We start from the raw sequence: 24,542 nt of genomic DNA on the forward strand, positions 1-24,542 counted from the left end.
AATGATTAGGTTAAACTTTGGCTCTACTCAATTCTTCCTGAATTCTTTTGGCTACAATCTTTTCTTCGTTCGGCCTTAGCATCCAAACAGTACAACTGATTTCATGATCTCCAAATCCAATAACCTCAATGGATGGATTTCCCTTCCTGAGTTTTTCCTGCATTTGGGTGCGGTTGAGATTTATCACAGCAGGTTCCCAGGAAATTTTTAGAAAAGGTGTATGATTGGCAATTGGAGGAACGGAAACAGAAGTAGTCACACCATTGACTTTCTTAGCCATTTCTTCAATGTAGCCTATTTTTTCTTCCCAAGATTTCCACTCTTTTACATGGTCTTTTTTTACATACAGTTCCAAGGCCACATACATCCCAAGGATTTCCTCCTTATTGACCTTCATTCCTCTCCCGATGGTATTGCCTCGGGGCGGTGCACTCAGTCTTGCTGCTTCAATGATGTGTTTTCTACCCATCAGGATGCCGGCACTTTGCGGCCCTTTCATGGCTTTTCCCCCTGATATACATACCAGATCAAATCCCATATCATTGAATTTCCATAGGTTTTCAACCGGCGGCACATCAGCTGCTATGTCAATCATGGTAGGAATGTTGTGTTTTTTTCCCAATGCCACCCACTCTTCATGTTGGATTTTTCCATCAGGAGCCTGATAATTCAAAAACCATAACATGGCAGTTTGGTCATTGATCGCTTTTTCCAGATCAGCAGCTGTTTCCACTTCTACCAATTTCACCCCAGTATTGGTCAGGGAATGAACATAAGCCACGTTGTGGCTTTTTTGGACAATCACCTCAGATTTCATTCCTTTCAGGTTTGGAATCTGTGCAATCTTTTCCTTGTCTGTTCCGGTCAGTACTCCGGCAAGCCCCAGCACCATAGCTGACCAACAACCTGAAGTTACCGTTGCTGCTTCTGCACGGCAGATTTCAGCAATTTTTTCTCCCACTTTGTCCTGAACTTCATCCAACATGATAAATTCCTTGGAAGAAGCTTCAATTGTTTCCATCACTTCTTCAGGCATCAGAGAGGCCGTCATGGCTGTATAGGTTCCGGCCGCATTGATAAATGTTCTCAAGCCCAATTCCTTGATCAGGTCCCTTTTTGGAACTGATGGGGAATCGGCAAATACTGATTGGACAGGAATGCTGCTTCCCACAATTGTTCCCACCAACGGAAGTGCAGAAAGTCTTTTCAGTAATGTTCTTCTGTTGATCATATCATTTTTTGTTCGGTTGTCAAAATCAATCAAAGAGGTAATTGAGAGCTGAATTATATTATCTAAATCTAATTTTTTAAAAAACGTACCGCAAACCTTTGCCATTACTATCCATCCATTTATACAATAAATAATTATTCAGCTTAATTTTTATTCTGCTATATTTTATAAAAACAAAATAATTAATGATTCTGTAAGTATGTTCGCAATGATGCAGGTAAAATGATAATTCAATATAATCCTTGGCAAGAGACTGAAAGGCCCGGTGCATCGGTCTTCCGACTTCGGTCTTCCGTCCTGTTTGTAATAGATATTGGTTTATTGTCCAAAAAGCGGATAAACATATAATTCCACCCATGATTTTACTTAAAAACCAAAGTCCCAAAAAACTGCGGAAGGTGAAAGTCCGGTATTGAATTATTCACCTTTGACCAAGTCAAATAATGTGGATTGCTGGTTGTACTTGCCGTTTTATAAAAATTAGCATTCCATTTTACCCCTGGTTTGGGATGGGTGATGGCTGCATATTTTTCAAGAATTTTTAGGGGTAATTTGAATTCAATGGTCCAGACAGTATCTTCTTCAATTTCAGGAAATACCTTTTTTGGCAAAGAATGGGCAATTTCAACTTTGCTTATTTCTCTTTCCTTGAGGAAAAGGTATTCCTTCCTCGGAACTGTGACAAATTGCAGCAAGGGCACTCCACCGCAATTGATCTCTAGGTTGAAGTAAAAAAGCGGGTTGGAATTGTCTGGAGAAAAAAAGAATTCCACACAGGAATCTCCGGAAACATGTCCATTGGTCTCCTGAATCAAACACTGTACATACCGATCTTGTACCTGAAAAATCCCATATATATTTTTCTCATCATACAAAAGCTTAGCAAATGTGGTTGGAAGGAATTTGGGCTTGTCTCCCATATAATTTGTTATTTCTAGAGCAGGCACATTTTTCCAAACTTCCTTTTCCCAATCTCCGTCAATCTTAATTTTACCCTTAAGACGGTTGACGTGATAAACCGATTCTTCCATATTTCTCTTCATGTTATTTGATTCCTTTATTTGCTGGGCATTAGTGGTGATAGCAATCAAGCTTATGCAAATCGCAAAAATCAGATCAATCCTTATTTTACCCGTCATTTCATTGGTTTTCTAGCTGTTTCCTCACATTACCAACTTCAATGGCTGAAATACTCGGTGAATCATTTCCGAAGTTTCTCCTGATATAGGTCAATACTGAGGAAATTTCAGCATCAGAAAGAAATGAATGCGAAGGCATGACGCCATTGTAGGCAACACCATTGACAGTTATGGCACCTTCAAGACCTTTTAAAATCAATTCAATTAAAGGTTGATTTTTTCCATTCACTACACGGGAATTTTTGATTGGTGGAAACCTGCTTCCGTCACCCTCTCCGTCTCTTTGATGGCAGGTCCCGCAATGCAGGTTATAGACCTGAGATCCTGTTTCTATCATTCCGGTTTCCAAATTGTCCAATTCCCTATCAGGATCTTTAATATTCGTTCTTTGGTTTTTCCGCTGTTCAAGTTTGGCTAATGAAGCTTCACCAAAGTCTGATTTCTTTCCTTTGTACATGATTCGCCAGATTTTACCTTTTACACTTTCCGAAATATAAAGTGACCCATCCGGCCCCATGGCGATTCCCATTGGACGTGCCAAAGCATCACCGGTATTCACGATGGTGTCCATTCCGGCAAATCCATCTGCGAAAACTTCCCAAGGACCTGAGGGAATTCCCTTTTCAAAAGGGACAAATGCCACAAAATAACCTCCCTGAGGATAAGGTCCCCGGATAGTAGATCCATGAAATGCGACAAAAGCGCCATTTTTATACCTTTCAGGAAATTGATCGCCTTTATAAAAGTGAAGGTCATTTGGTGCAAAATGCCCTGGAAAGCCCATCAAAGGTTGGGCAACTAAATGGGAATCACCTTGCAATAAACCATCTCCTCCATATTCAGGATTCAGTTTCTTCTTTCCTTCTATATGATCAAAGTAATAATATGGCCAACCTCCATCAGTACCTTCTTCAACCCTAAAAAACTCTTCTGAAGGTAAAACAGCACTTTCCCATGGACCAAAAAGATCAGGCCATGACTTGGTAAAATCATCCCTTCCATGTTGGACTACGTACAATTCATTCTCCTCCTGATTCCAATCCATGGCTACGACAGACCGGATACCTGTGGCATACCTTTTTCCGTCTTTTTGGGTTTGGTTTAATTTGTTGGCATCAAATTGCCAGATGCCGCCATGCCATTCAAGCTGAGGACATGGATACATTCCCGGACTTCCGGGTTTCCTGTTGAATTCCTGACAAACGTCCCCCGGCGAACCAAATGCTACATACATATGACCATCATTGTCAAAAGCAATAGGTTTGGCGATATGTTCATAGCCATATTTTGCATTTTTGTAATCATCAACCAAAATCAGTTCAGGTTCTCCAGTTGGCAATAAACCATCTGGATCCATTTTGTATCTATAAACCTCACCAGCGGTGCTGAAATACAAGTAACCGTTATGTATGCGCATTCCTGTACCATAGTTTCCCTTATCAGGATAGTCTCCAAAGTATTCCACAATATCAGCTTTGCCATCCTGATTGGTATCCCTTATTCCTACTATACCTCTTCCAGCTTTATCAGGTGCGCGAAGTTTGACGTAAATATCCCCCAATTCACTGACGGCCAAATGTCTGGCCCTTCCTATACTGTCAACCACCACCAACGCTTCAAAATCATCAGGTAAAAAAAGTCCACCATTGTCATCGTCTCCTAATGGAAGTTTAACTTTTGGTTCGCAGGAAAAAAACATCCATAACCCTACACAGAAAAAGAATGTCTTGACGGCAGAAGTCATTGGGTGCATCTCAATTCTCATAAAATCGCTCCAGTGTTTGGAATTATTTAAATTTTGGTAAACAAAACTATCTTTTGTAAAAAGGCGCTTTTCTGAAATATAATATATTTATAAAAATAGATTGAGCCATTTATCAAAAACAAAGAACCAGCAAACAGATTTTCAATATTGACTTCTCCTGACCCTCCGAAAAGTATGAAGGATGATAGCCTTTGATCTTGAGGAAGGAATTAAGAAATCAAACAGTTCAAAAGGCAAATTGAAATGAGAAGGTGATTTGGATAGTTTGAGGCAGGAAAAGTAAAAGGTAAAAAAAATCCGAAAACCATTGAATGATTTCCGGATTTTCTGATTTCAATATTATACTTTTTGGGTATGTTCGATTTCTTGCTGCTAACCAAATATAACTCGGAGTGAGGTTCAATAGCCGCAACTATGGACTGTGGTCTGTGGACCGATCACTTTTTCTCCTCCCAAACCAACTTTGGCGACTTGTAATAATTCAATCCCATGGCATCCCAACGAGCTGTATGTTTTTTCAATCTTTCTGAAAATGAATCCCAGTTTCTCAAGTCTTTTTTGGTCCAGGCAACTTCAGCGATTGCCGCCAATCTTGGAAACAACATGAATTCAATCTCTTCTCTGTTGGTGATGGTTTCTGACCAAAGTGGCGCTTCCACACCAAGGATATTTTCTCTTTTGACGGCTGAATCCAATTCTGTCGGATCCCAATTGTAGGCATCGTCCAATTCGATGTATGCTGCCCAATGCAATCCAAGCTGTGTTGTCGAATCATACTGCATATCGAGATAAGTCCTTGTGGCTGGTGAAATCAAGACCTGATTTCCTTGATTGATAGCCAAAACAGCATTTTCAGCCTTTGCCCAATATTGTGCCACAGCTCCGGGTTCAAGTTTTGCATGTGCTATTTCATCCCAACCCAATGATTTTTTGCCGTATTTGGTTACGATGGCCTGCGCTTTTTCCATAAAAGGAATATAATCCTCCAGTTCTGTTACAAGGGATTCATCTCCGCCAATATGGATGTATGGGCCTGGGGTCATTTCAACCAATTCACGGATGACATCGTCCACAAACTGATATGTGATGTCTTTGTCCGTATCCAAAGTACTGAAGCCAACTTCGATGCCGGTATAGAGTGGTGTAGCCATTCCATCTACTCCCAACTCGGTACGGTCAAAAGGAACCGCTCCTTTTTCAGGTACTGTAATTCCTGGATTCAATTGTCCATAAGCAGCCAAAGCAGAATTGGTGTGGCCAGGCATGTCGATTTCAGGCACTACGGTAATGAATTTTGATTGGGCATAAGCGACGATGTCTTTGTATTGCTCTTGGGTGTAAAAACCTCCTTCTCCCCCGCCGACTTCGGTTTTACTTCCGATCTCGGTCAGCAATGGCCAGGATTTGATTTCGATTCTCCAACCCTGATCGTCCGAAAGGTGCAAATGGAGAAAATTGATTTTGTATTTTGAAACCAGGTCAATCACATGCTTGACATCTTCCACAGAAAAGAAATGTCTTGCCACATCAAGCATAAATCCTCTGTATGCATATTCGGGTTTATCCTGGATTTGTCCGGCACCGATTTTGATTTTTTCTGTAGCCAAATCTTTTCCCTCCAAAGATGCAGGCATGAGTTGTCTCAAGGTCTGAAGGCCGTTGAAAAGCCCTTCTCCATTGGAAGCGGTGATTTTGATGCTATTTTCATCGATAGAGATGGCATATTCTCCGGGTGATTTTTGGGAAGCTGATTCAATTTCAAAAACAATTACGTTGGACTCACCGGATTCGGCTTTTTGTAAATCAAAGCCTGTGGAAGGCTTGATCAGACTTTGGAAAATTTCAATGACAGGATTGATTTCTGAAGCATTTCCTAAGCCAACCAATTTGGTTTCATTTGTTAATGTAAATGAACCCCCTGCTTCAATTACTGAAAGTGGCTTTGGAATAATGTTGTTTTCACTCAGCGGAGTGGCTTTGTCTGCACAAGAGATGATTCCCAATCCAAAAATGGTGAGGAGGATCAGGTTAGAGATGATTTTAGTGATTTTCATAGAATAAGGTAGCTTTTTGGGTTTTCAACCAAGCAAACTTAATTAAATTTTTTATTTAAGATTTTACCATTTAGCAAATTCTTTCGTTTCTCCATTTATCAACTCATTTATCCTTTTTTCCAAAATCAAAAAAATATTCTCATTGCAAACCTCATTTTTAATAAATTGAAGGAAAAAAACCGATATCTGACCAATTAAACCATAAACCGCATGAAAAAGGAAGAATTACCAAAGGAAAATAACTCAAGAAGAAATTTTGTCAAAGCCTCAGCCACAGCGTTGGCAGGTTTTTATTTTGTACCGAGACATGTACTAGGCGGTCCGGGCTTTGTGGCTCCTTCGGATAGATTGCGAGTGGCAGGTATCGGTGTTGGCGGCATGGGCAGTGGAGATGTAAGGGGCGTTTTTAACAGCGGGAAGGCTGATTTTATCGCTTTGTGCGATGTCGATGATACAAGAGCAAAAGGAAGTGTACAAGCCCATCCAAAGGCCAAATACTACAGAGATTATAGGGTCCTGCTAGACAAAGAGCACAAGAACATTGATGCGATTACTGTATCTACGCCTGACCACATGCATGCTGTACAGGCGATGGCCGCGATGCAATTGGGGAAACATGTCTATGTACAGAAGCCGCTATCCCATGATATCTATGAAGCAAGGATGCTGACCGAAGCCGCCCAAAAATACAAAGTGGTAACCCAAATGGGCAATCAGGGTTCCTCAGGTGAAGGCGTTAGGAAAATGGTAGAATGGTATAATGCCGGACTTATCGGAGAAGCGACAAGGGTATATTGCTGGACCGACAGGCCTGTGTGGCCTCAAGGAATTCCCTGGCCTACTGCCGCAGCCACCCCGCCGGCAGATTTGGATTGGGACTTATGGTTGGGGACAGCTCCTTACAAAGATTATGTCAGTAACCTGCTCCCGTTCAATTGGAGAGGATGGTGGGATTATGGAACCGGCGCCTTGGGAGACATGGCCTGTCATATCATGGAGCCACCATTCCGGGTATTGGGATTGGGATATCCTGAGTCAGCAGAATGCAGCGTAGGGTCTGTTTATGTCGGAGAATTCAGCCGAGGATATTTCCCTGAAAGTTGCCCTCCTTCCTCCCATATCACACTCCGTTTCAAAAGAGAAGGAAAAAGCGACCTTCAGTTCCATTGGATGGATGGCGGGATCCAACCTGCGCGGCCTGAAGAACTCGGACCAAATGAAGTCATGGGTGACGGAGGCAATGGAGTCATCATCGAAGGGACCAAAGGCAAGATGATGTGCGGCACCTATGGTGCAAACCCACAGTTGCTGCCTACCTCAAAAACGGCTGAAATCAGTGTTCCCCAATCAGAATATCGGGTTCCTCTTGGGGATAGAGGCCATTACAACAACTGGGTGGAAGCATGTATCGGTGGATTTGGAAGTCAGGAATACAAGCAGTTGAGTTCTCCGTTCTCTATAGCCGGACCATTGACAGAATCAGTTTTGATGGGAAATCTTGCGATCAGAAGCTATGACTTCAGAGTGCCGAGAGAATCCGGGACTGGATTCAATTATCCCGGAAGAGGTATCAAGCTTGTCTGGGACGGACCCAATATGAAAGTCACCAACTTTGAACCTGCCAATCAATTTGTGAAAAGAGAATACAGAGAAGGCTGGAAGCTTGGGTGAAAACAGTAAACATTCTCAGTTGGCAGTTTTCAGTCTCAGTATCCAATCCTCACAAAAGAAAATCCCGCAAGTCTACAGATTTGCGGGATTTTCCTTTTTACTGATCCATGGTTTACATTTCCTATCCATAAAATGGGTTGAAATTCAATATATGCAGCCGTGGTCGGTGGTCTATGGACTGAATGACTTTATCCTCAATCATCAAACCCTAAGCCTGCTGCGTTCAACATTTTGGCGTAGGCAGATTTTCTTTTGGCAGCAAGGTCATTGAGTGTCGTCTGCGCACTGATAAGACTGACTTCACGCGCATTGACCAGGAAAAGGGAGCTTTCTCCGACTTCAAACCTCATCATTTCCCCTCTCAAAAGCTTTTGAAGGCCATTGACATTGTTGGTGTAAATCCCCAATTGTTGTTCGACTGTCTCGAAATTATATATCTCACTTTCCAGCTTGGTGGTCAGTTTGAGCAGCTTCAGATCCCTTTCATAGGTTTTGAAGTTGATTTTTGCTTTTGCCAAACCAAGGTCTCCCCGCTCTCCTCTCAAAAATAAAGGCATGGAAAACGTCGCACCAATTTTGTAATTATTTTCCAAAAAAGGAGATAATTCAAAATCATTGAGCTTTTCAACCAAAAAATTATAGTTCACTTTAACTACCGGAAGCAACATGTTGGATTTGTACCTTCGGTCAATCTCGAGAGATTCGATGTCATAATCTGTCAAAAGCAATTCGGGATGCATGAAGATATACTCCCGCATGGATTCCTTATTAAAATCAAAGACTGTTTGGTCTAGGACATTTTCTGGATAAACCGATTCCAAGAGGTCTACCGGTTCATTGTTTTCATCCCAAAGGTACGTATTCAAAAACTGGGTGGATTTGAAGAATTGGATCTGTGCAGACTGAAGTCTGTAAATTCTGTCCATCACTTGGGTATATGCTTCAACCGTATCAATGGCAGGAAAATCTCCCTGAATATAGCTTTCCTTAACCATATCAAACCGCTCTTCGGCAAGTTTAACTCCTCCTTCCAAAACCTTTACATTTTGATAATCAGCAGCCCAAGCCCAATATGCCTCCGTGGATTCCATATAAAGGTCGTTGAGAATCTGTACTCTCTCAGCTTTGGTGGATTCGACATAGACTTGAGCCTGCCTTAAAGCGGCCCTTCTTTTGTCTATCAAAAGACCCTGGGCCAGATTGACAGAGGCGCCCAATGCAGCCAAACCATCCTCCGGTACTTCTAATTCCGGGTTTAGCAATGTACCGGTATTGTATTCCACCATTCCTTTCAATTCTACCCCGGCCATGGTTGGAATTACTAAACCAGCTTCCCTTTTATCAAAATAGTTTGCGTTTTTAAATCTCTTAGCTTCATAATTACCATAAAGTCTAGGATCAAATCCTCCTCTCGAAGCCCTAAGTTCCATTTCTCCAAATTCAACAGTGATATCAGCCTGCTTGGCTACAGGATGAAATCCCCTTACCCAAGTCATGTAATTGTCATAGGAAAGCATTTCCTGCCCTAAGGCAAGATTTGTAAGTCCAAATGTCAACAATAGAAAAATCCTCCGCATGGTTATTTGCTTTTTCTGTTTTCGGCTTTTTCTCTTGCTGTATAGTAATCGGCAGGGAAGCCGTTAAGCTGACGCCATATTTCATACCAAAGCGGAACATCATTGAGTAGGGCGATGCCATCCGCTCCCGAACCGATCCTCAACTGGGTCGGCCAAGGTTTTTCTTCCAAATCTTCCACTACCAAAACCCTATATTTTCCATCAGGCCCGGCAAAGTTATCAATGGCTTTGACTACACCGCCAAAAGTACCATTGGTAATCTGTGGCCATCCGGAGAATACGATCGCGGGCCAACCGTCAAAAATAAACCTAACCTTATTTCCCAATCTCAGCAAAGGAAAATCTACAGGATCTACAAACATCTCCACGGCAAGCTGCGCATTTCCGGGCAGGATACTTATGATTTCTGCACCTTCCTTGATGGTTTCACCGATACCTACTTGTATAGCTTCCGTGATATAACCGTCCTGAGGGGCCAAAACATGCCGGTAACCTGTTCGCACTTCGTAATTTGCGTATTGATTTTCAAGTTTTGTAGCAGTTCCCTCAGCGTCAAACTGGGAAGACATCGCCTCATACATATCGGCGGAGGCTTTGGCCATCTTGTCCCTGAAGTCATTGTCAATGGCATTCAACTCAATCTGGGCTGCTATCAAAGCATTTTTACTTTTGAGCAGGTTATTTTCTGCAGCGACTAATCCTGCCTGGACTTCCTGAAAGCGGAGTTCTCTCTGTTCAAAATCTGTCAGCGACCTGAGGCCTTCCTGGTAGAGTTTGTCTGTTCGCTTGAGTTGTTCGGTTCCAACTTTAAAATTCACCTTAGACTGCTCAAATCTGATACTGTCAGAGATAACATTGAGCTCAGCCATTCTAAGTCTGTTTTCGGCCTGTTCTTTTCTCAGCACATTGTTTTCCTTCAAGGCTTGAATTTGGATCTCCAATGATCTTACTTTCTCGGAATACGATTTGGCAGAAAGCGTCTTTGCATCTACCTGCATCTGTGTTCTCTCCAAGAGCTTGGGGTCAAAATAATCATCCTTGATCTCTGATATCCAAAGTACTGTGTCGCCTTTTTTGACATAATCCCCTTCTGCCACATACCATTTCTCAATCCTACCTGCAATGATAGAATGAACCGTCTGCGGCCTTTGGTCAGGCCTCAGGGCTGTTACAAATCCTTTGGTACTGATATTCTGAGTCCATGGCAAAAACAGAAAAAGAAACATCCCGATCAAAGTCCAAAGAAGAATCTGGATTCTTTTTCTGCTTTCGTCTTTTGGGATGGTCATTCCGAGACTTTTGAAATCCTCGAAAGACACATTTTCTGAAATCTTATTTTTTGAAATTCCTAGCATCGATTTATAGATTAAAGGTCATTGGATTTTGCAAATACCTCAGTACTTCCGTCAAAAACCAGTTTGCCGTGGTCAAGTTGTATCACTCTCGGAAATTTCTTGATGGTCTCGGCATTCTCAGAAATCATCAAGACCGTCCATGGACCATTCAAGATGTAATCGACAATCCTTTGTTTTTCCTCCGGTTCAAAGTGTATAATCATATCCTCTAATAGCATCGCTTTTGGATTGTTGACCAGACACCTAGCCAGCACTATCTTGCTGATAGTTGACTTACTCAGACCCTGCCCTTCCGGCATCAGGACTGTATCCCAATCTTCAGGAAGTTTGTAGATATAATCTTTAAGGCCTACAATTCTTAAGATTTCCTTGACATGGGCTTCATCCACTTCCTTTTTGAGGGTTACATTTTCATAAATTGAACCATGGAAAATAGACTGGTGTGAAAGACTATCTCCGATGTAACCCCTGAGTCTTTCAAGATTCATCGTGTCTATAGGAAGTCCATTGATGATAATCCGCCCCCGGTAATCGCTAAACAATCCGGAAATAAGGTACATCAATGTACTCTTCCCACTTCCGCTCCTTCCTGTAAGGATAACTTTTTCTCCTGCATTCAAATCGAAAGTCAGGTTGTCGATAACTTCGAAAGAGGTATCTTTTGACTTGTAGCTAAGGTTTCTCACCTGAAACTCCAAACTAGCACCGTTTGTAGTCAAAGACTTCTCGGTACCCTCTTGACGTTCGATGGGCATATCCATGATCTGACCGATTTTTTCGGTAGCAGTCAGGGTGTCATATACCACATCCAATGATAAAATCAGCTTTTCAACCGAACTCACAATCAATATGATGATCACTTCCGCTGCCACAAACTGACCGATACTTATCTGATTATCAATCAACAACAAACTTCCCACGATCAACAATGTCGTCACGATCAAAGCTTTGAATGCAATCATGACTTTGTATTGAAACACCAATACGGCAAAGTGTTTGTTACGGAATTCGACGTAAGCCGTCAACAATTTATCAATTGTGTAAAAAGGAAGTTTGGAACTGCCGGCCAATTTGAAAGTTGCCATAGTCCGACCTATTTCTTCCAACCAATAGGCTGTTTTGTACTTGAGTGTTGATACTTTCAGGTTGGTTTCCATCCCTTTTGGACTGGTGAAATAGAAAATCAAAACCACCAAAGCGATCAAAATCAAACTGAAAATCAGGAAGAACACGTTATACAAAGCCAAAAGAATCATCCCAAAGAAAATCTGTACCATGGAGAATGAAAAGTCTATCAGGATCTTGGACATGCCCTTCTGCAGGTTTACTGCATCAAAAAACCTATTGACCAACTCTGGAGGATATTGACCGTGAAGTTCGTCCATCTTGAGCCTCGGCAACCTGTAGGCAAACCCGAATCCTGTTTTGGTAAAAATCCGCTGTTCCAGTTTTTCTGTCAGATACAGTTGGGAAATCTGGAGAAATCCTCCAAATGCAATCCCCAAAGCCACTACCAAAACCATAATCAGCCACGCTGTACTGACCCTTCCTCCCAAAACGAAATTGACGATGGCCTGAATCCCCAAAGGATAAATCAAAGAAACAGCACCGTTCAATACCGAATAAAAGTAGATCGAATAGACTTCTTTCTTCTCTTCATTGAGTAGTTTAAAGAACCTTTTTAAAGGAGTTATTGCGTATTCAATTTTCATTTTGGATGGTTTTGAAAACTAAGTTATTGAAAAAATCAATCCTCCTTTCATCTCCGGGCACTTGCTCGGTCAATCCCGGCAAATGCTTTGAGTAATAAGACTGAATCAGGCTTGATTCCATTACGGTGGACACTAATGTTTTTGGAAATTCAAAATCGGGATTGATTTCCAAAATAATATCGGCAATTCTTTCACTCAATTTATTGAAATGGTTGAAAAATCCCTTTTGGTATTCTTCATCCACTTCTTTGGTCATAAAAGCTTTATTAGCTTCGTCTGTTAGCAAATTTCTCAAGGAAACAGGGTCAATAAAATCGTTTTGGGTAAAAATAGGACCATTTACCAAAATCCTGATGGCAATTTCAAGTTTCTGATAGGGGTTTGTCAGGTTGGCTGTCCCAAAGACAAAATTTTGTTCCAGATATCCCCAATACCAAGAATTCAAAAACAAAAGCAACTTATGCTTGTTTTCGAAATAACGGTAAATAGCCGACTCTGTGCAATCAATACCCACTGAAAGTTTCTTGAAGGTAAATTGCTCAAACCCTAATTCCTGCATCATCAAGACACTCTTTAAAATAATGTCTTTTCCGAGTTCCGAGCTGAAAGGATCCTTTAGGAAAATATCAGGATTGATTTCAACTCGTATTTTTTTGAGAATGTTTTCCATTTTTCCTTGTTGAACAATCAGAAAACGTGTAATTCTCACAAATGGTTTAAAACACTAAAAAAAAGTTTGTATTACTAACAAAAAGAAGACCTGCTTCAAAAAAGCAGGTCTTCTTTTTATCTCTTCATGTAGGAATCCCTTACAGCCTTAAACTCAGAGCCTTCCTTCCATCCGGGCCAAGCTGTGCTGTTGGATAATTTTTTACCGACTTCATAAAGCAACTGAACATCACCCAACATGGCTTCATAATCCCATTTTGCCGGATCATAATTGTCTCCAGGTTTGTGGTAAATCTGAGAATTATAGGTTGATTCAAGCTGTTTTCCATATTCCTTGCCTTTTTCCACATGATCGATACCGGTACCAATATAAAGTGCTGGAATTCCGATTTTTGCAAAATTGAAATGGTCAGACCTGTAGTAAGATCCGGCTGACGGAGTAGATTCGGGACTGCTATATCTTCCTACCTTTTCTAATTCGACATTGAGGATATCTTCCAATTCTGACTGCCCCATTCCGATAAGGGCCACGTCTTTCATTTTTCCATAAGGATTCATTCCGTCAAGGTTGATATTGGCAACAGTTTTTTCCTTCGGATAAACTGGGTTTTGGGAATAATAGGCGGATCCCAACAATCCCTGTTCCTCGGCTGTCACCGTCAAAAACACTACGGATCTTTCCGGTTTTGCATCTTCTTTAAAAGCCTTCGCCATACCAAGGAGCGCGGCGGTTCCGCTTGCATTGTCCCAAGCGCCATTGTAGATACTGTCTCCTTTTTCATCAGGGGCTCCGATTCCCAAATGGTCCCAATGGGCAGTATAGATGATATATTCATCGGGGTACTTGCTTCCTGTGATTTTTGCGATTACGTTTTTGGACACATCATATTTAGCCGCTACAGTCATGGAGGTACTTGCTGTCAGGTTCATGGGTATAGCTTGAAAATCTGATTTTTTAGCTTTTTCCAAAAGCTCAGTTTCATTTAATCCCGCCAAAGTAAATAACTGACTTGCAACTGGTTGCGTGATCCAACCTTCAAACATGGACTGATAGATGGGATTATTTCTGATGTCAAGAGAAAGTCTTGAGGTATTCCAATTGTTTTGGATGACATTGAAGCCGTACCCCGCAGGGCCAGTATTGTGGATGATCAAAGTTCCCAAGGCACCTTGCTTTGCGGCTTGCTCCATTTTGTAGGTCCATCTCCCATAGTAGGTCATGGTATTTCCACGAAAAAAGGAAACATCCTCAGTTCCATAACCCGGGTCGTTGACTATTAAAACGACGATTTTTCCTTTGACATCAATGTTTTTGTAATCATTCCATCCGTACTCCGGAGCGACGATTCCGTATCCTGCAAAAACCAATTCAGCATCATTAATAGTCAATAAAGAATCGGTACGTTTGGTCCAGATGACATAATCCTCTAATCCCTTCAATTCAATGGCATTGTCTTTGGATTTGAAAGTCATTGAAGGAGCCGGTTGGGACAATATAGATACTAAAGGAACATCCTGAAAGTAACTTTCACCATTCCCGGGCTCAATATCGAGTGTTTGGTATGCTTGTGCCAGGTATTGGACAGTTTTTGTTTCCCCTTCGGTAAATGGTAATCTTCCCATAAAATCATCCGAAGCTAATTGGATGATGTGGGGCTCGACATCTTCTTTGGGGATTTGGTAGGGCTTTACTTCTGGGGATTGGCATGAAGTAGCTACAAATGAAATTAAGAAGGGAATAAAAAGCAGATCTGTTTTTTTCATATTAAATTGGTCTTAGCCAAAATTAACAAAAATACCCCAAACCTGCATAGGAAGTAAAAATCAATACCAAATGTATCTGAATTCCTACAAAGCGATTGGTTAAATGAGAGCAAGGTTATAGATTTATGAAGTATTCAACTACCTCGGCCCATGAAAAAAGCATTACAGTTTTTACTCGGATTTGCGATGATCCTAGCTATCGTCTACATCCTGGGTCCAAAATCCAAAGTAGAAGACTTATCAGGAACCTACCCTGAAGTTCCCACAAGGATGGGCGAACTTCAAGCTTTTATCAAAGCCAAAAGTGATACTGTGGTTGGATTGAAACCAGGAAATGAAGCAAAAATAGTTTGGGCAGACAGCACCAACAAAAGCAAAACTCCCTATTCCATCGTCTATATCCATGGATTCGGGGCAAGCAATATGGAAGGGAATCCTGTTCACAGGGAACTTGCAGCTTACTTTGGTGCCAATTTATACCTCGTCCGACTTCCCGAACATGGAATCAGCCGTCCAGATGGGTTCAGGCATTTGACTGCCCAAAAATTGGTGGATGAAGCGAGAGAGGCATATATGATTGGAAAAAGCCTCGGTGATTCGGTCATTATTGTCGGAACATCCATGGGTGGGGCACTTTCTTTGGTGCTTGCTTCCGAAAGGCCTGACATGAAGGCATTGGTACTTTATAGTCCCGCAGTAAGGGAATATGGGGAGGCCTTGGATATTTTTTTCAAACCATGGCTTTCTTATCTGGCTGAGAAATTCCAATATGAAAACGGAACTGTCATCAATAACAGAGAGGGTGAAAAAGCGAAATATTGGTCCAGAGAATACCACCTGAACAGCTATCGCAGCCTTGGAATTTTGATCAGAAGCAAAATGAATGCGGAGACTTTCCAAAGAATCCAACAGCCTTTGTTTTTGGGATATTATTACAAAAATGAAGACGAGCAGGACAAAGTTGTCTCCGTTCCAAAAATGCTGGAAATGTACGGTCAGGTTCAGACGCCGGAAAATAAAAAGGTAAAGATGGCTTTTCCCGAAACCGGTGACCATGTCATTGCTTCAAGCATTACATCCAAAGATTGGGAAGGGGTGCTGAGAGAAACAAAGAAATTTTTGGAAGAGGTGGCAAGGGTGAAAAAAAAGGGAGAAGTTGAGATTGTGGAATTGAATTAAAACATAAAGGTGTTTTTCAGGAATTGAAATAATTATCTTAAATTGATGGTAAATCTTAAGAAATATGAAAGAATTAAGAATAAAATATAAAGACCAAAAAAGTCTTGAGGTTTTGCTTAAAATGTTAGATACACTTGGGATATCCTATGATTTTTCAGAGTCTCAAATAAAATCTTCTGAAAACAGTAACAACGTTGAAATCATAGAGGGTAAAGGAAAACTTGATTTTCAAGAAATGGTAGAGGTTTTCTCAAAATTAGATTTAGATCCAGTCAAACTCCGAGAGAATGTATGGCAAAGGAATTTGTGATTTGCGATTCTGACGTTTTGATTGATTTTTTTGATGCAAATAAACCCAGACATTCTTCCACAAAATCAATTTTAGAAAACCAAGTGGAATTAGATTTTATCGCAATATCAATAATATCTAAAATGGAATTGGTGGCAGGAACTTTGAATAAGGAAATGGAAAGTAAAGTATTGAAGAATCTTAACAGCTTTGGTTTAATTTTGATTAACGAAGCAATTTCAAGAACAGCCCTAGAATTGTTTGAAAAATATCGTTTAAGTCATGGATTAAAGATTCCCGATTGTTTTATTGCTGCAACAGCCATTGAATCAGGTTTAGAATTATTTACCTACAATTCCAAAGATTTTAGATTTATTCAAGGACTTAGTCTAAAGAATTTTTAACATAAAAAAAGCACCCCAATTTCAAGATTAGGGTGCTTTTTTTTATTCATTCTAATTTTTTCTCAAAGCTTCAAAGCCACCTTTTTACCTGTCTTGGCTGCTTCAAAGATCGCATCAATAATCTTCATGTCTTTGACTCCTTCCTCGCCATCTACAGGTATAATCGGTTTCTTTCCATCGAAAATAATCATAGCCATCTGATCCATCTGTGTGGTTTGATGGGTGACATGGGGCAAATCAAGGCGACCCTTGTTGGTCCAGCTTTTGATAGGTCCATATCCGGTGGAGGGCTGCATTTCGGCAAATCCTTTTTCTCCCACTAGGAAGAATTTATCCAGATAGCTTACTGCATAAGTGGACAGGCAGGAGGCCAATGCTCCGCTTGGGAAACCCATTTGAAAAGTAATTGTCTCATCTACCCCTTCCTTAAATTTGACCGGATCTGTTTTCTCTTCTTGGGCTGTTACCCAGACAGGTTCCTCCCCAATCATATACCTAGAACCATTGATAGCATAAATACCGATATCCATCATAGCACCGCCTCCTGCTAAAGCTTTGTTAAGCCTCCATTGTGTCGGGTCACCTATTTTGAATCCACTCAATCCCTGAAAAAATTTGATGGTACCAAACTCACCTTCACCCCGCAACTTGACAACTTCAAGCGTGTTGGCTTCAAAATGCATCCTATAACCAATCAAAAGTTTTACCCCTGCTTTCTTGCAGGCATCGACCATTTCCTGACCATCTTTGGCATTGATGGCCATGGGTTTTTCACAGATAACATGCTTGCCTGCCGCAGCTACACGAAGGCACTGTCCATGATGGAGGCCATTTGGAGTAATGATATAAACGGCATCAATGTCGGGGTTATTCTTGATCGCATCGAAGTTTTCGTAATTGTAACAATTCTTGTCAGGAATGTTGTACTTGGATTGCCACTCCTTTATTTTGGAAGGTGTCCCGCTGATGACTCCTGTGATTTTGGCGCGCTTGCAGTCCTTCATCGCTTCGGCAACACGGTTACCGTAGCTTCCAAGTCCCATTATCGCCACTTTGAGTACAGGTCCATCTTGTACCTCGTCCAAGAAATTTTGTGGTTCAAATTTGGGTGTGAAACTAAAAGCGAGAGGCAACATCCCCGCGCCTACGGTCAATTTTTGTAAAAAGTCTCTTCTTGATTTCATGGTTATTTAAGTTTTTTGGTTTGTGAGTACGAATGAGGAATCATCGGAAAATTAATATACTTCAGTAAAAACCACTGACTATACCTTTTCTATCAATTTCAATTTAGAGTAAAAAACAGTAAATTGAAAATCACAAGGTATTTTAAAAGGAAAAGGTCAAATCCATCAAATTTGGGCAAACATGGTGTTACCCCTCCAAAAAAATAGCAGGGATAGTCAATGATTGAGAATTACATTTCCAATTAACCTCAATTTTTTTCAAATAAATTTGGATTATTAAACACTGTTCAATTACATTTGTATGTAGATAATTTCATCATGGGCATAGCCGAAAGAAAAATACGCGAGAAAGAAGAGCTCAAGGAGCAAATCCTCAAAGCAGCAAAGAGGCTCTTTATTGAAAGGGGATTTGAAAAAACTTCTATCCGCAATATCGCTGATGAAATTGAATACAGCCCCGGTATTATCTATCATTATTTTCAGGACAAAAATGAAATCTTCCATTCCTTGCATCAGGAAGGTTTCCAAGAACTGCGGAAAAGAATGGAAATCCTTGGCGCAGTAGAGGACCCGATGAGCCGATTAAAAGCAATGGGGAAGATATATATCCAATTTGCATTGGAAAATACAGACATGTATGACCTGATGTTCATCATTGAAGCCCCGATAGACCACGTCGAAAACAGGGACGATTTGTGTTGGATTGAGGGAGACTCCACATTCAATTTGTTGAGATCCACGGTTCACGAATGTATGCAGAAAGGTCATTTTGAGGGACATCATCTTGAACCATTGTCATTTTTGATCTGGTCAACAGTGCATGGTATGGTTTCCTTAAAAATCAGAAAAAGGGTCAATGTACTTGATGTTGCTGCGGTGGATCAGATCATTGAAAACAGTTATCATTCTTTTTTATTGATTTTAGACAGGGCCTGATATTTTTTTATCTTATCATTAAACAGTGTTCATAATATTAACATCAAAATAAAAATGGAAAATTGCCACAAAAAATTCTTTATCGGGTTACTCCTTTTCTTTGGAGTCTTGGGGGAAGCCCAGTCCCAATCAGTACTTACCGGTTACCTTGAAGAAGGGATGAAAAACAATTTGGTCTTGAAGGAAAAAAATATATCCTTGGATCAGAGCATTTTGGCTTTGAGGGATGCCAAAAGTTTTTTTCTACCCTCGGTTGATTTTGGTGCCACTTATACTTTGGCAGATGGTGGACGGGCTATCGTATTGCCTATTGGAGATCTTTTGAATGGTGTTTATTCTTCCCTCAATACCCTGATGGACAGACAGACGTTTCCACAGATTGAAAATGTAGAAGAACAGTTTCTTGCCAACAACTTCTATGACGCAAGAATGAGGGTCTCTTACCCTATCCTCAATCCGGACCTGCAATACAACAAGCAGATTCGTGATCAAGGCGTAAAATTGGAGGAGTATGAAATAGAGATTTACAAGGCTGAACTTAGCCGGAACATCAAACAGGCTTATTACAAATTTTGTCTTGCTTTTACAGCAAAACAGATTCTAGATGAATCAAAAATCCTGGTAGAACAAAATCTCAAAGACAACAAATCACTCCTTGCCAATGGAAAAGGTCTACCTGCCCAGGTTTTGAGGGCGGAAAGTGAGGTCGAAAACATCAATTCCCAACTGATTGAAGCCGAAAACAGGATGAAAAATGCGGCCTATTATGTCAATTTCCTCATCAATAGACCCATTGAAAGTGAAGTGATTTTTGAAAACCAGGCCATTCTTGATGGGGAAATAGAACAACTGATGCAGGAGGAAGATTTTTCAGACCGTGCAGAAATACACAAAATCAACACTGCCAAAAATATCCAGGAAACTGCATTGAAAATGAACCAAAAATATGCGGTTCCAAGGATCAACACCTTTGCAGACTTTGGGATGCAGGGCTTTGAATTTGATGTCAGTGACCAAAGCAGGTATTTTATGCTTGGGGTCAATATGTCCTTTCCGATATTCCAGGGAGGTAGAAACAAAAATGCAATCACCCGAACCAAAAACGAAATCAATTCCCTCTCCTACCAGACTGAACTTTTGGATGATTCCATTGAAATGGCCATCAGGGCTGCAAAAAACAACATCAAGGCTGCAAAAGCCGCAAAATACTCCGCAGAACATAACCTTAGGTCCGCTTCGGCTTACTTGAGGCTGATAGACCGGGGGTACAAAGAAGGTACCAACTCGCTCATCGAATTCATTGATGCACGCAACCAGTACACGATGTCAGAATTGAAGCTGACCATATCCAATTATGGCCTATTGGCAGCTGTGGCAGATTTAGAAAGAGAACTACAAACATTGAACTGATACTACCATGAAATCCACATTCTTCTACCTACTCCTCCCCGTCCTTGGGATCACCTTCCTCCAAAGCTGCGGCACTAAGGGAAATTCCATGAATACCGAAATCCCAAAAGGTCAGATCCCTGTCAAAGTCCAGGAAATACTCCAGTCTGACGGAAATCAGGATATTGAAGCCACAGGCCAATTTACAACTGATGATGAGACCATACTTTCTTTCAAAACAGGCGGCATTGTGGCGCAGGTTTTGGTTTCCGAAGGTGATTTTATCAAAAAAGGACAACTCTTGGCCACTTTGGATCTGACCGAAATCAACACCTCAGTGAATCAGGCCCAATTGGGTTATGAAAAAGCCAAAAGAGATTATGATAGGGTCCAAAGACTTTTGGCGGATTCGGTAGCCACGGTCGAGCAGGCCCAAAACAGTAAAACAGCTTTGGACATCTCGGCCCAGAGTCTTGAAGCCGCCAAATTCAACAAAGACTATTCCCAGATCAGAGCAGTGAGAGACGGTAATGTTTTGAAAAAATTCATCAATGCAGGACAACAGATTGCTCCAGGATCTCCGGTGTTTCAGACCAACGGTTCCGGGCAGGGCAGTTGGAAACTGAAAGTATACCTCAGTGACAGGGAATGGGCTTTGGTAAAAGAGGGCGACAAAGTGGCTATCATCACGCCTGTTGAACCAGAGAAAACTTTTGAGGCAAAAATCAAAAGAAAATCAAAAGTCGCTGACCCGATGACCGGAACCTACCAAGTAGAAGTGGAATTCACAGAAAAAACACCGGATAATCTCGCTTCAGGAATGTTTGGCTCTGCAAAAATCCTTGCTTCGTCGGCACAGAAAACATGGTTTATACCCTACGAAGCCATTTTGGATGCAAATGCCGGACAGGGATTTGTTTTTGTAACAAAGGATGGTGCAACCGCCCAAAAGGTCTCCATCAAAATAGGAAAAATCTATCCTGACAAAGTTCAGGTAACGGAAGGATTGGAAGGATATTCCAAGCTGATCGTATCCGGAAGCGCTTACTTGACAGACCAATCTCCCATTTCAATCCAGAACTGACATGAGAATTTCAAATTTTGCTGTAAAAAACTACCAGTTCACTTTGGTGATTTTTCTGATGACCATCGTCTTGGGATTGACCACTTTTCTGAACATGCCTCGAAGTGAAGATCCGGCTACCAATGCTCCCCAATTTCCGGTAGTCATCGTCTATCCAGGCACAAGTCCTGCGGACATGGAGGAGTTGGTAGTAGATCCTCTAGAAAAAAGAATTTATGCTCTGGAAGACATCAAGCGGATCAAAACCAAAATTTCGGACGGAGTGGCGGTCCTGAATGTGGAATATAAGTATGAATCCAATGTCAATGACAAGTACCAGGAACTCGTCCGCGAAATCAACAGCATGCGAGACGAATTGCCTGAGGACATCTACAGTATTGACATCAATAAAGTCACACCTTCAGGAGTCAACATCCTCCAGATAGGCCTCGTAAGTGAAAACAGTTCACGCGAAAACCTTAAAAAATATGCCGAAAGACTTCAGGAAGAACTTGAAAAAGTCAATGCCCTGAAAGAAGTAGAGATTTTTGGACTTCCCCAAGAGATCGTGCGTGTGGATCTTCATTTGGATAAAATGTCCGGAATGCATATCCCTTTGCAAGCCGTTTTGGGAAGTATCCAGAGTGAAATCAGCAATATTCCCGGAGGAACTGTAGAAGCCGGCAACAAAGCATTCAATGTAAAAACTTCCGGTGATTATATGGACCTGGAAGAAATCGCCAATACCCAGGTATTTTCCTTTCAGGGAAAAAGTATTGCCCTGAAAGATATCGCCAATGTCCATTATGACTACGAAGAAAACAAACACATCACCAGACTAAACGGGTACAGGACGGTTTTCGTAACTGCTGCTTTGAAAGAAGGCGGCAATATTTCCAAGGTTCAGGAACAATATTTACCGATTTTGGAAAAATTCAAGACAGAATTACCTGCAAATATTGACATGGTTTTGGCCTTTGACCAAGCAGAATTTGTGAATCAAAGATTGGGGGGACTGGGCTTCGATTTTGTGATTGCCATCCTTTTGGTTTCCATTACCTTACTTCCATTGGGAAGCCGGGCTGCTGCCATAGTCATGATTTCAATTCCGCTTTCACTTGCCATTGGATTGGTGATGCTCAATGCGCTTGGTTACAGTCTCAACCAGCTGAGTATTGTGGGACTTGTAGTAGCGCTAGGATTATTGGTGGATGACAGCATTGTGGTGGTAGAGAATATCGAAAGATGGATCAGAGAAGGGCATTCGAGAATGGAGGCAACATTATTGGGTACCAAACAAATCGGTCTTTCAGTCGTCGGCTGTACTGTAACTCTGATTATCGCATTTATGCCATTGGTATTCCTTCCGGAAGGATCGGGGGATTTTATCAGAAGTCTTCCTATGGCTGTCATCACGAGCGTTCTGGCATCCATGCTTGTCTCTCTGACTATCATTCCTTTTCTGTCAAGCAGGTTATTGAAAGAACATGTTGAAGGACACCAAGGAAATTTATCCTTGAGGTCATTACAAAAAGCCATTTCTGTCAGTTATGCACCGTTATTGGAAAGATCACTGAGAAAACCGGTGCAAACCTTGGTCATCGCCCTAGTAGTATTCGGTTCCTCCATGGCATTGTTTCCCGTCATTGGCTTCAGCCTTTTTCCTCCATCAGAAAAACCTCAATTCCTTGTCAACATCATCACTCCAATCCAAACCAACATTGGAGAAACTGACGCTGTCACCAAAAAAGTGGAAGCTGTTTTGAGAGGGATACCTGAGATTCAGTTTTTTTCTACCAATGTGGGCAAAGGAAACCCACGGATTTATTACAATGTCATCCCTGAAAATGAAAGGACGGATTTTGCACAGATTTTTGTCCAGCTAGATCCAAACTCTTCAGCAAAAGAAAAAATCCGAATCACAGAGGAACTTAGAAACCACTTCCAAAATTTTGTCGGAGCAAAAATCGAAGTTAAAAATTTTGAACAGGGTCCTCCTGTTACCGCACCTGTTGAGGTAAGGCTATCCGGAGAAAACCTGGACAGTCTAAGGTCCATTGCTGCCAAAGTTGAAAAATTGATAAAGGAAACGCCCGGAACGATTTATACCAACAATCCCGTCAGCAACCTAAAAACTGACATCAAAGTCGCCATTCACAAGGAGAAATCCAGGTCATTGGGCATCAATATCCTCGAGGTAGACAGGACAGTGAGACTGGCAGTTGCAGGATTGAAAATGGGTTCATATTCGGATGCCAATGGAGAGCAAAAAGAGATTATCGTCACAAGTCCCAAAGAGGAAAGAGCCTCTTTAATAAGTTTTAACAAACTTTTTGTAAACAACAATCAAGGCGCAGCCATTCCCATTGAGCAGATCGCGGATTTGGAATTGGAAAGTTCGCCCTTATATATAGACCACTTCAACAAAACGCGAACAGTATCGGTCACGGCTTTTGTACAGGAGGGATTTTTGGCAGACAGGATTATCAATGAAGTTGGCTCGAAAGTTGAAAACCTCGCATTGCCTGAGGGATATGATTTCAAGATGGCCGGTGAGGCAGAGACTCGGGAAGAATCCTTTGGTGGATTTCAAACCGTCATAATCGTAACCGTTTTCCTCTTTATAGCTGTTTTAATTTTGTTATTTAAAACCTTTAAGAGTACAATCATCGTATTATCCGTGATTCCATTGGGAATGGTAGGTGCCTTGGCAGCTTTATGGATTACAGGTAACTCGTTGTCCTTCGTTGCTATTATTGGGTTGATCGCTTTGGCCGGAATCGAAGTTAAAAATTCAATCTTGCTCGTGGACTTCACCAACCAACTCAGGGCTGAAGGAAAGCCACTCGACGCAGCCATAAGGGAAGCAGGAGAAATCAGGTTCTTACCCATTGTATTGACTACGCTGACAGCCATCGGAGGCCTGATGCCAATCGCTTGGTCAACAAACCCATTGATATCACCCCTTGCGATTGTGTTGATCGGAGGTTTGATCAGCTCGACCATCCTGTCAAGAATCGTCACTCCGGTCGTTTATAAGTTATTGCCGCCTAGGATTCAGTAAGCAGTATTTCAGTGAAAAGTTTTCAGTAAAGAGGGATTAAGGTTCGATGAATCAAATAGTATTCACATTCAAAACCTTGAACAATTTAGGAGACTTT

Annotated in this window: 18 protein-coding genes; 8 read left to right on the plus strand and 10 right to left on the minus strand. The window is 41.4% G+C overall.

Features of this window, described 5'->3' with window-relative positions; genetic code table 11:
* Positions 1 to 10: 10 nt before the first annotated feature.
* The 4 genes from DQW11_RS03180 to DQW11_RS03200 form a co-directional block, all read right to left on the minus strand.
* On the minus strand, positions 11 to 1,231 hold the full coding sequence (locus DQW11_RS03180; protein WP_113923189.1) for an aminotransferase class V-fold PLP-dependent enzyme: 1,221 nt from the start codon (positions 1,229 to 1,231) through the stop codon (positions 11 to 13).
* 362 nt (positions 1,232 to 1,593) lie between these two features.
* Positions 1,594 to 2,274: a carbohydrate-binding family 9-like protein gene (locus tag DQW11_RS03190; RefSeq protein ID WP_113923190.1), complete on the minus strand. Its 681-nt coding sequence runs from the start codon at positions 2,272 to 2,274 to the stop codon at positions 1,594 to 1,596.
* A 97-nt stretch (positions 2,275 to 2,371) separates the two neighbouring features.
* Positions 2,372 to 4,135, minus strand: coding sequence for a c-type cytochrome (locus DQW11_RS03195; protein ID WP_198669834.1), 1,764 nt, complete (start codon positions 4,133 to 4,135; stop codon positions 2,372 to 2,374).
* Between the two features lie 437 nt (positions 4,136 to 4,572).
* A complete protein-coding gene (locus tag DQW11_RS03200) occupies positions 4,573 to 6,189 on the minus strand; it encodes a beta-N-acetylhexosaminidase (RefSeq protein ID WP_113922546.1) in 1,617 nt (538 codons plus the stop codon).
* A 210-nt stretch (positions 6,190 to 6,399) separates the two neighbouring features.
* On the opposite strand from DQW11_RS03200, the gene DQW11_RS03205 reads away from it, so the two are divergent.
* Entirely contained in the window at positions 6,400 to 7,860 is a 1,461-nt protein-coding gene (locus tag DQW11_RS03205) for a Gfo/Idh/MocA family protein (protein WP_113922547.1), read from the plus strand.
* 194 nt (positions 7,861 to 8,054) lie between these two features.
* Here DQW11_RS03205 and DQW11_RS03210 read toward each other — a convergent pair whose 3' ends face one another.
* From DQW11_RS03210 to DQW11_RS03230, 5 genes are all read right to left on the minus strand, one after another.
* Positions 8,055 to 9,437 (minus strand): TolC family protein, encoded by a 1,383-nt coding sequence (locus DQW11_RS03210; protein WP_113922548.1) that lies wholly within the window; start codon positions 9,435 to 9,437, stop codon positions 8,055 to 8,057.
* A gap of 2 nt (positions 9,438 to 9,439) precedes the next feature.
* Entirely contained in the window at positions 9,440 to 10,792 is a 1,353-nt protein-coding gene (locus tag DQW11_RS03215; RefSeq protein WP_113922549.1) for an HlyD family secretion protein, read from the minus strand.
* Positions 10,793 to 10,803: 11 nt separating this feature from the next.
* Positions 10,804 to 12,504, minus strand: coding sequence for a peptidase domain-containing ABC transporter (locus DQW11_RS03220; protein WP_113922550.1), 1,701 nt, complete (start codon positions 12,502 to 12,504; stop codon positions 10,804 to 10,806).
* Positions 12,494 to 13,174, minus strand: coding sequence for a TetR/AcrR family transcriptional regulator (locus DQW11_RS03225; RefSeq protein WP_113922551.1), 681 nt, complete (start codon positions 13,172 to 13,174; stop codon positions 12,494 to 12,496). The genes DQW11_RS03220 and DQW11_RS03225 overlap by 11 nt, the downstream gene beginning before the upstream one ends.
* Positions 13,175 to 13,290: 116 nt before the next feature.
* Entirely contained in the window at positions 13,291 to 14,937 is a 1,647-nt protein-coding gene (locus DQW11_RS03230) for a M28 family metallopeptidase (RefSeq protein WP_113922552.1), read from the minus strand.
* Between the two features lie 150 nt (positions 14,938 to 15,087).
* On the opposite strand from DQW11_RS03230, the gene DQW11_RS03235 reads away from it, so the two are divergent.
* The 3 genes from DQW11_RS03235 (at position 15,088) to DQW11_RS03245 (ending at position 16,809) form a co-directional block, all read left to right on the plus strand.
* Complete coding sequence (locus tag DQW11_RS03235) at positions 15,088 to 16,116, plus strand: alpha/beta hydrolase (RefSeq protein ID WP_113922553.1); 1,029 nt, start codon at positions 15,088 to 15,090, stop codon at positions 16,114 to 16,116.
* A gap of 64 nt (positions 16,117 to 16,180) precedes the next feature.
* The gene (locus tag DQW11_RS03240) at positions 16,181 to 16,426 is read left to right on the plus strand and encodes a hypothetical protein (RefSeq protein ID WP_113922554.1); all 246 of its coding nucleotides are present in this window, start codon (positions 16,181 to 16,183) and stop codon (positions 16,424 to 16,426) included.
* Complete coding sequence (locus DQW11_RS03245; RefSeq protein WP_113922555.1) at positions 16,408 to 16,809, plus strand: type II toxin-antitoxin system VapC family toxin; 402 nt, start codon at positions 16,408 to 16,410, stop codon at positions 16,807 to 16,809. Before DQW11_RS03240 ends, DQW11_RS03245 begins: the two co-directional genes overlap by 19 nt.
* A 62-nt stretch (positions 16,810 to 16,871) precedes the next feature.
* On the opposite strand, the gene DQW11_RS03250 is transcribed toward DQW11_RS03245, so the two are convergent.
* Complete coding sequence (locus DQW11_RS03250) at positions 16,872 to 17,993, minus strand: Gfo/Idh/MocA family protein (protein WP_113922556.1); 1,122 nt, start codon at positions 17,991 to 17,993, stop codon at positions 16,872 to 16,874.
* Between the two features lie 318 nt (positions 17,994 to 18,311).
* On the opposite strand from DQW11_RS03250, the gene DQW11_RS03255 reads away from it, so the two are divergent.
* Genes DQW11_RS03255 through DQW11_RS03270 form a run of 4 tightly spaced genes read left to right on the plus strand, consistent with a single transcriptional unit; the run spans position 18,312 to position 24,445 of the window.
* Complete coding sequence (locus DQW11_RS03255; protein WP_113922557.1) at positions 18,312 to 18,929, plus strand: TetR/AcrR family transcriptional regulator; 618 nt, start codon at positions 18,312 to 18,314, stop codon at positions 18,927 to 18,929.
* A 54-nt stretch (positions 18,930 to 18,983) separates the two neighbouring features.
* Positions 18,984 to 20,339, plus strand: a complete 1,356-nt coding sequence (locus DQW11_RS03260) for a TolC family protein (protein WP_113922558.1) — start codon at positions 18,984 to 18,986, stop codon at positions 20,337 to 20,339.
* Positions 20,340 to 20,346: 7 nt separating this feature from the next.
* Positions 20,347 to 21,402, plus strand: coding sequence for an efflux RND transporter periplasmic adaptor subunit (locus DQW11_RS03265; protein WP_113922559.1), 1,056 nt, complete (start codon positions 20,347 to 20,349; stop codon positions 21,400 to 21,402).
* Position 21,403: 1 nt separating this feature from the next.
* Positions 21,404 to 24,445, plus strand: a complete 3,042-nt coding sequence (locus DQW11_RS03270; protein WP_113922560.1) for an efflux RND transporter permease subunit — start codon at positions 21,404 to 21,406, stop codon at positions 24,443 to 24,445.
* Positions 24,446 to 24,542: the final 97 nt, after the last annotated feature.

The sequence above is a fragment of the Cognataquiflexum aquatile genome, from assembly GCF_003316845.1.
GTDB classification, from domain to species: domain Bacteria; phylum Bacteroidota; class Bacteroidia; order Cytophagales; family Cyclobacteriaceae; genus Cognataquiflexum; species Cognataquiflexum aquatile.

Bases quoted from the DNA above. Each gene is read 5' to 3' on its own strand.
- DQW11_RS03265 (WP_113922559.1), top strand. From the start codon at position 20,347: ATGAAATCCACATTCTTCTACCTACTCCTCCCCGTCCTTGGGATCACC.
- DQW11_RS03260 (WP_113922558.1), top strand. From the start codon at position 18,984: ATGGAAAATTGCCACAAAAAATTCTTTATCGGGTTACTCCTTTTCTTT.
- DQW11_RS03270 (WP_113922560.1), top strand. From the start codon at position 21,404: ATGAGAATTTCAAATTTTGCTGTAAAAAACTACCAGTTCACTTTGGTG.
- DQW11_RS03180 (WP_113923189.1), bottom strand. From the start codon at position 1,231: ATGATCAACAGAAGAACATTACTGAAAAGACTTTCTGCACTTCCGTTG.
- DQW11_RS03250 (WP_113922556.1), bottom strand. From the start codon at position 17,993: ATGAAATCAAGAAGAGACTTTTTACAAAAATTGACCGTAGGCGCGGGG.
- DQW11_RS03255 (WP_113922557.1), top strand. From the start codon at position 18,312: ATGGGCATAGCCGAAAGAAAAATACGCGAGAAAGAAGAGCTCAAGGAG.
- DQW11_RS03200 (WP_113922546.1), bottom strand. From the start codon at position 6,189: ATGAAAATCACTAAAATCATCTCTAACCTGATCCTCCTCACCATTTTT.
- DQW11_RS03195 (WP_198669834.1), bottom strand. From the start codon at position 4,135: ATGAGAATTGAGATGCACCCAATGACTTCTGCCGTCAAGACATTCTTT.
- DQW11_RS03215 (WP_113922549.1), bottom strand. From the start codon at position 10,792: ATGCTAGGAATTTCAAAAAATAAGATTTCAGAAAATGTGTCTTTCGAG.
- DQW11_RS03205 (WP_113922547.1), top strand. From the start codon at position 6,400: ATGAAAAAGGAAGAATTACCAAAGGAAAATAACTCAAGAAGAAATTTT.
- DQW11_RS03245 (WP_113922555.1), top strand. From the start codon at position 16,408: ATGGCAAAGGAATTTGTGATTTGCGATTCTGACGTTTTGATTGATTTT.
- DQW11_RS03240 (WP_113922554.1), top strand. From the start codon at position 16,181: ATGAAAGAATTAAGAATAAAATATAAAGACCAAAAAAGTCTTGAGGTT.
- DQW11_RS03225 (WP_113922551.1), bottom strand. From the start codon at position 13,174: ATGGAAAACATTCTCAAAAAAATACGAGTTGAAATCAATCCTGATATT.
- DQW11_RS03235 (WP_113922553.1), top strand. From the start codon at position 15,088: ATGAAAAAAGCATTACAGTTTTTACTCGGATTTGCGATGATCCTAGCT.
- DQW11_RS03210 (WP_113922548.1), bottom strand. From the start codon at position 9,437: ATGCGGAGGATTTTTCTATTGTTGACATTTGGACTTACAAATCTTGCC.
- DQW11_RS03220 (WP_113922550.1), bottom strand. From the start codon at position 12,504: ATGAAAATTGAATACGCAATAACTCCTTTAAAAAGGTTCTTTAAACTA.
- DQW11_RS03190 (WP_113923190.1), bottom strand. From the start codon at position 2,274: ATGAAGAGAAATATGGAAGAATCGGTTTATCACGTCAACCGTCTTAAG.
- DQW11_RS03230 (WP_113922552.1), bottom strand. From the start codon at position 14,937: ATGAAAAAAACAGATCTGCTTTTTATTCCCTTCTTAATTTCATTTGTA.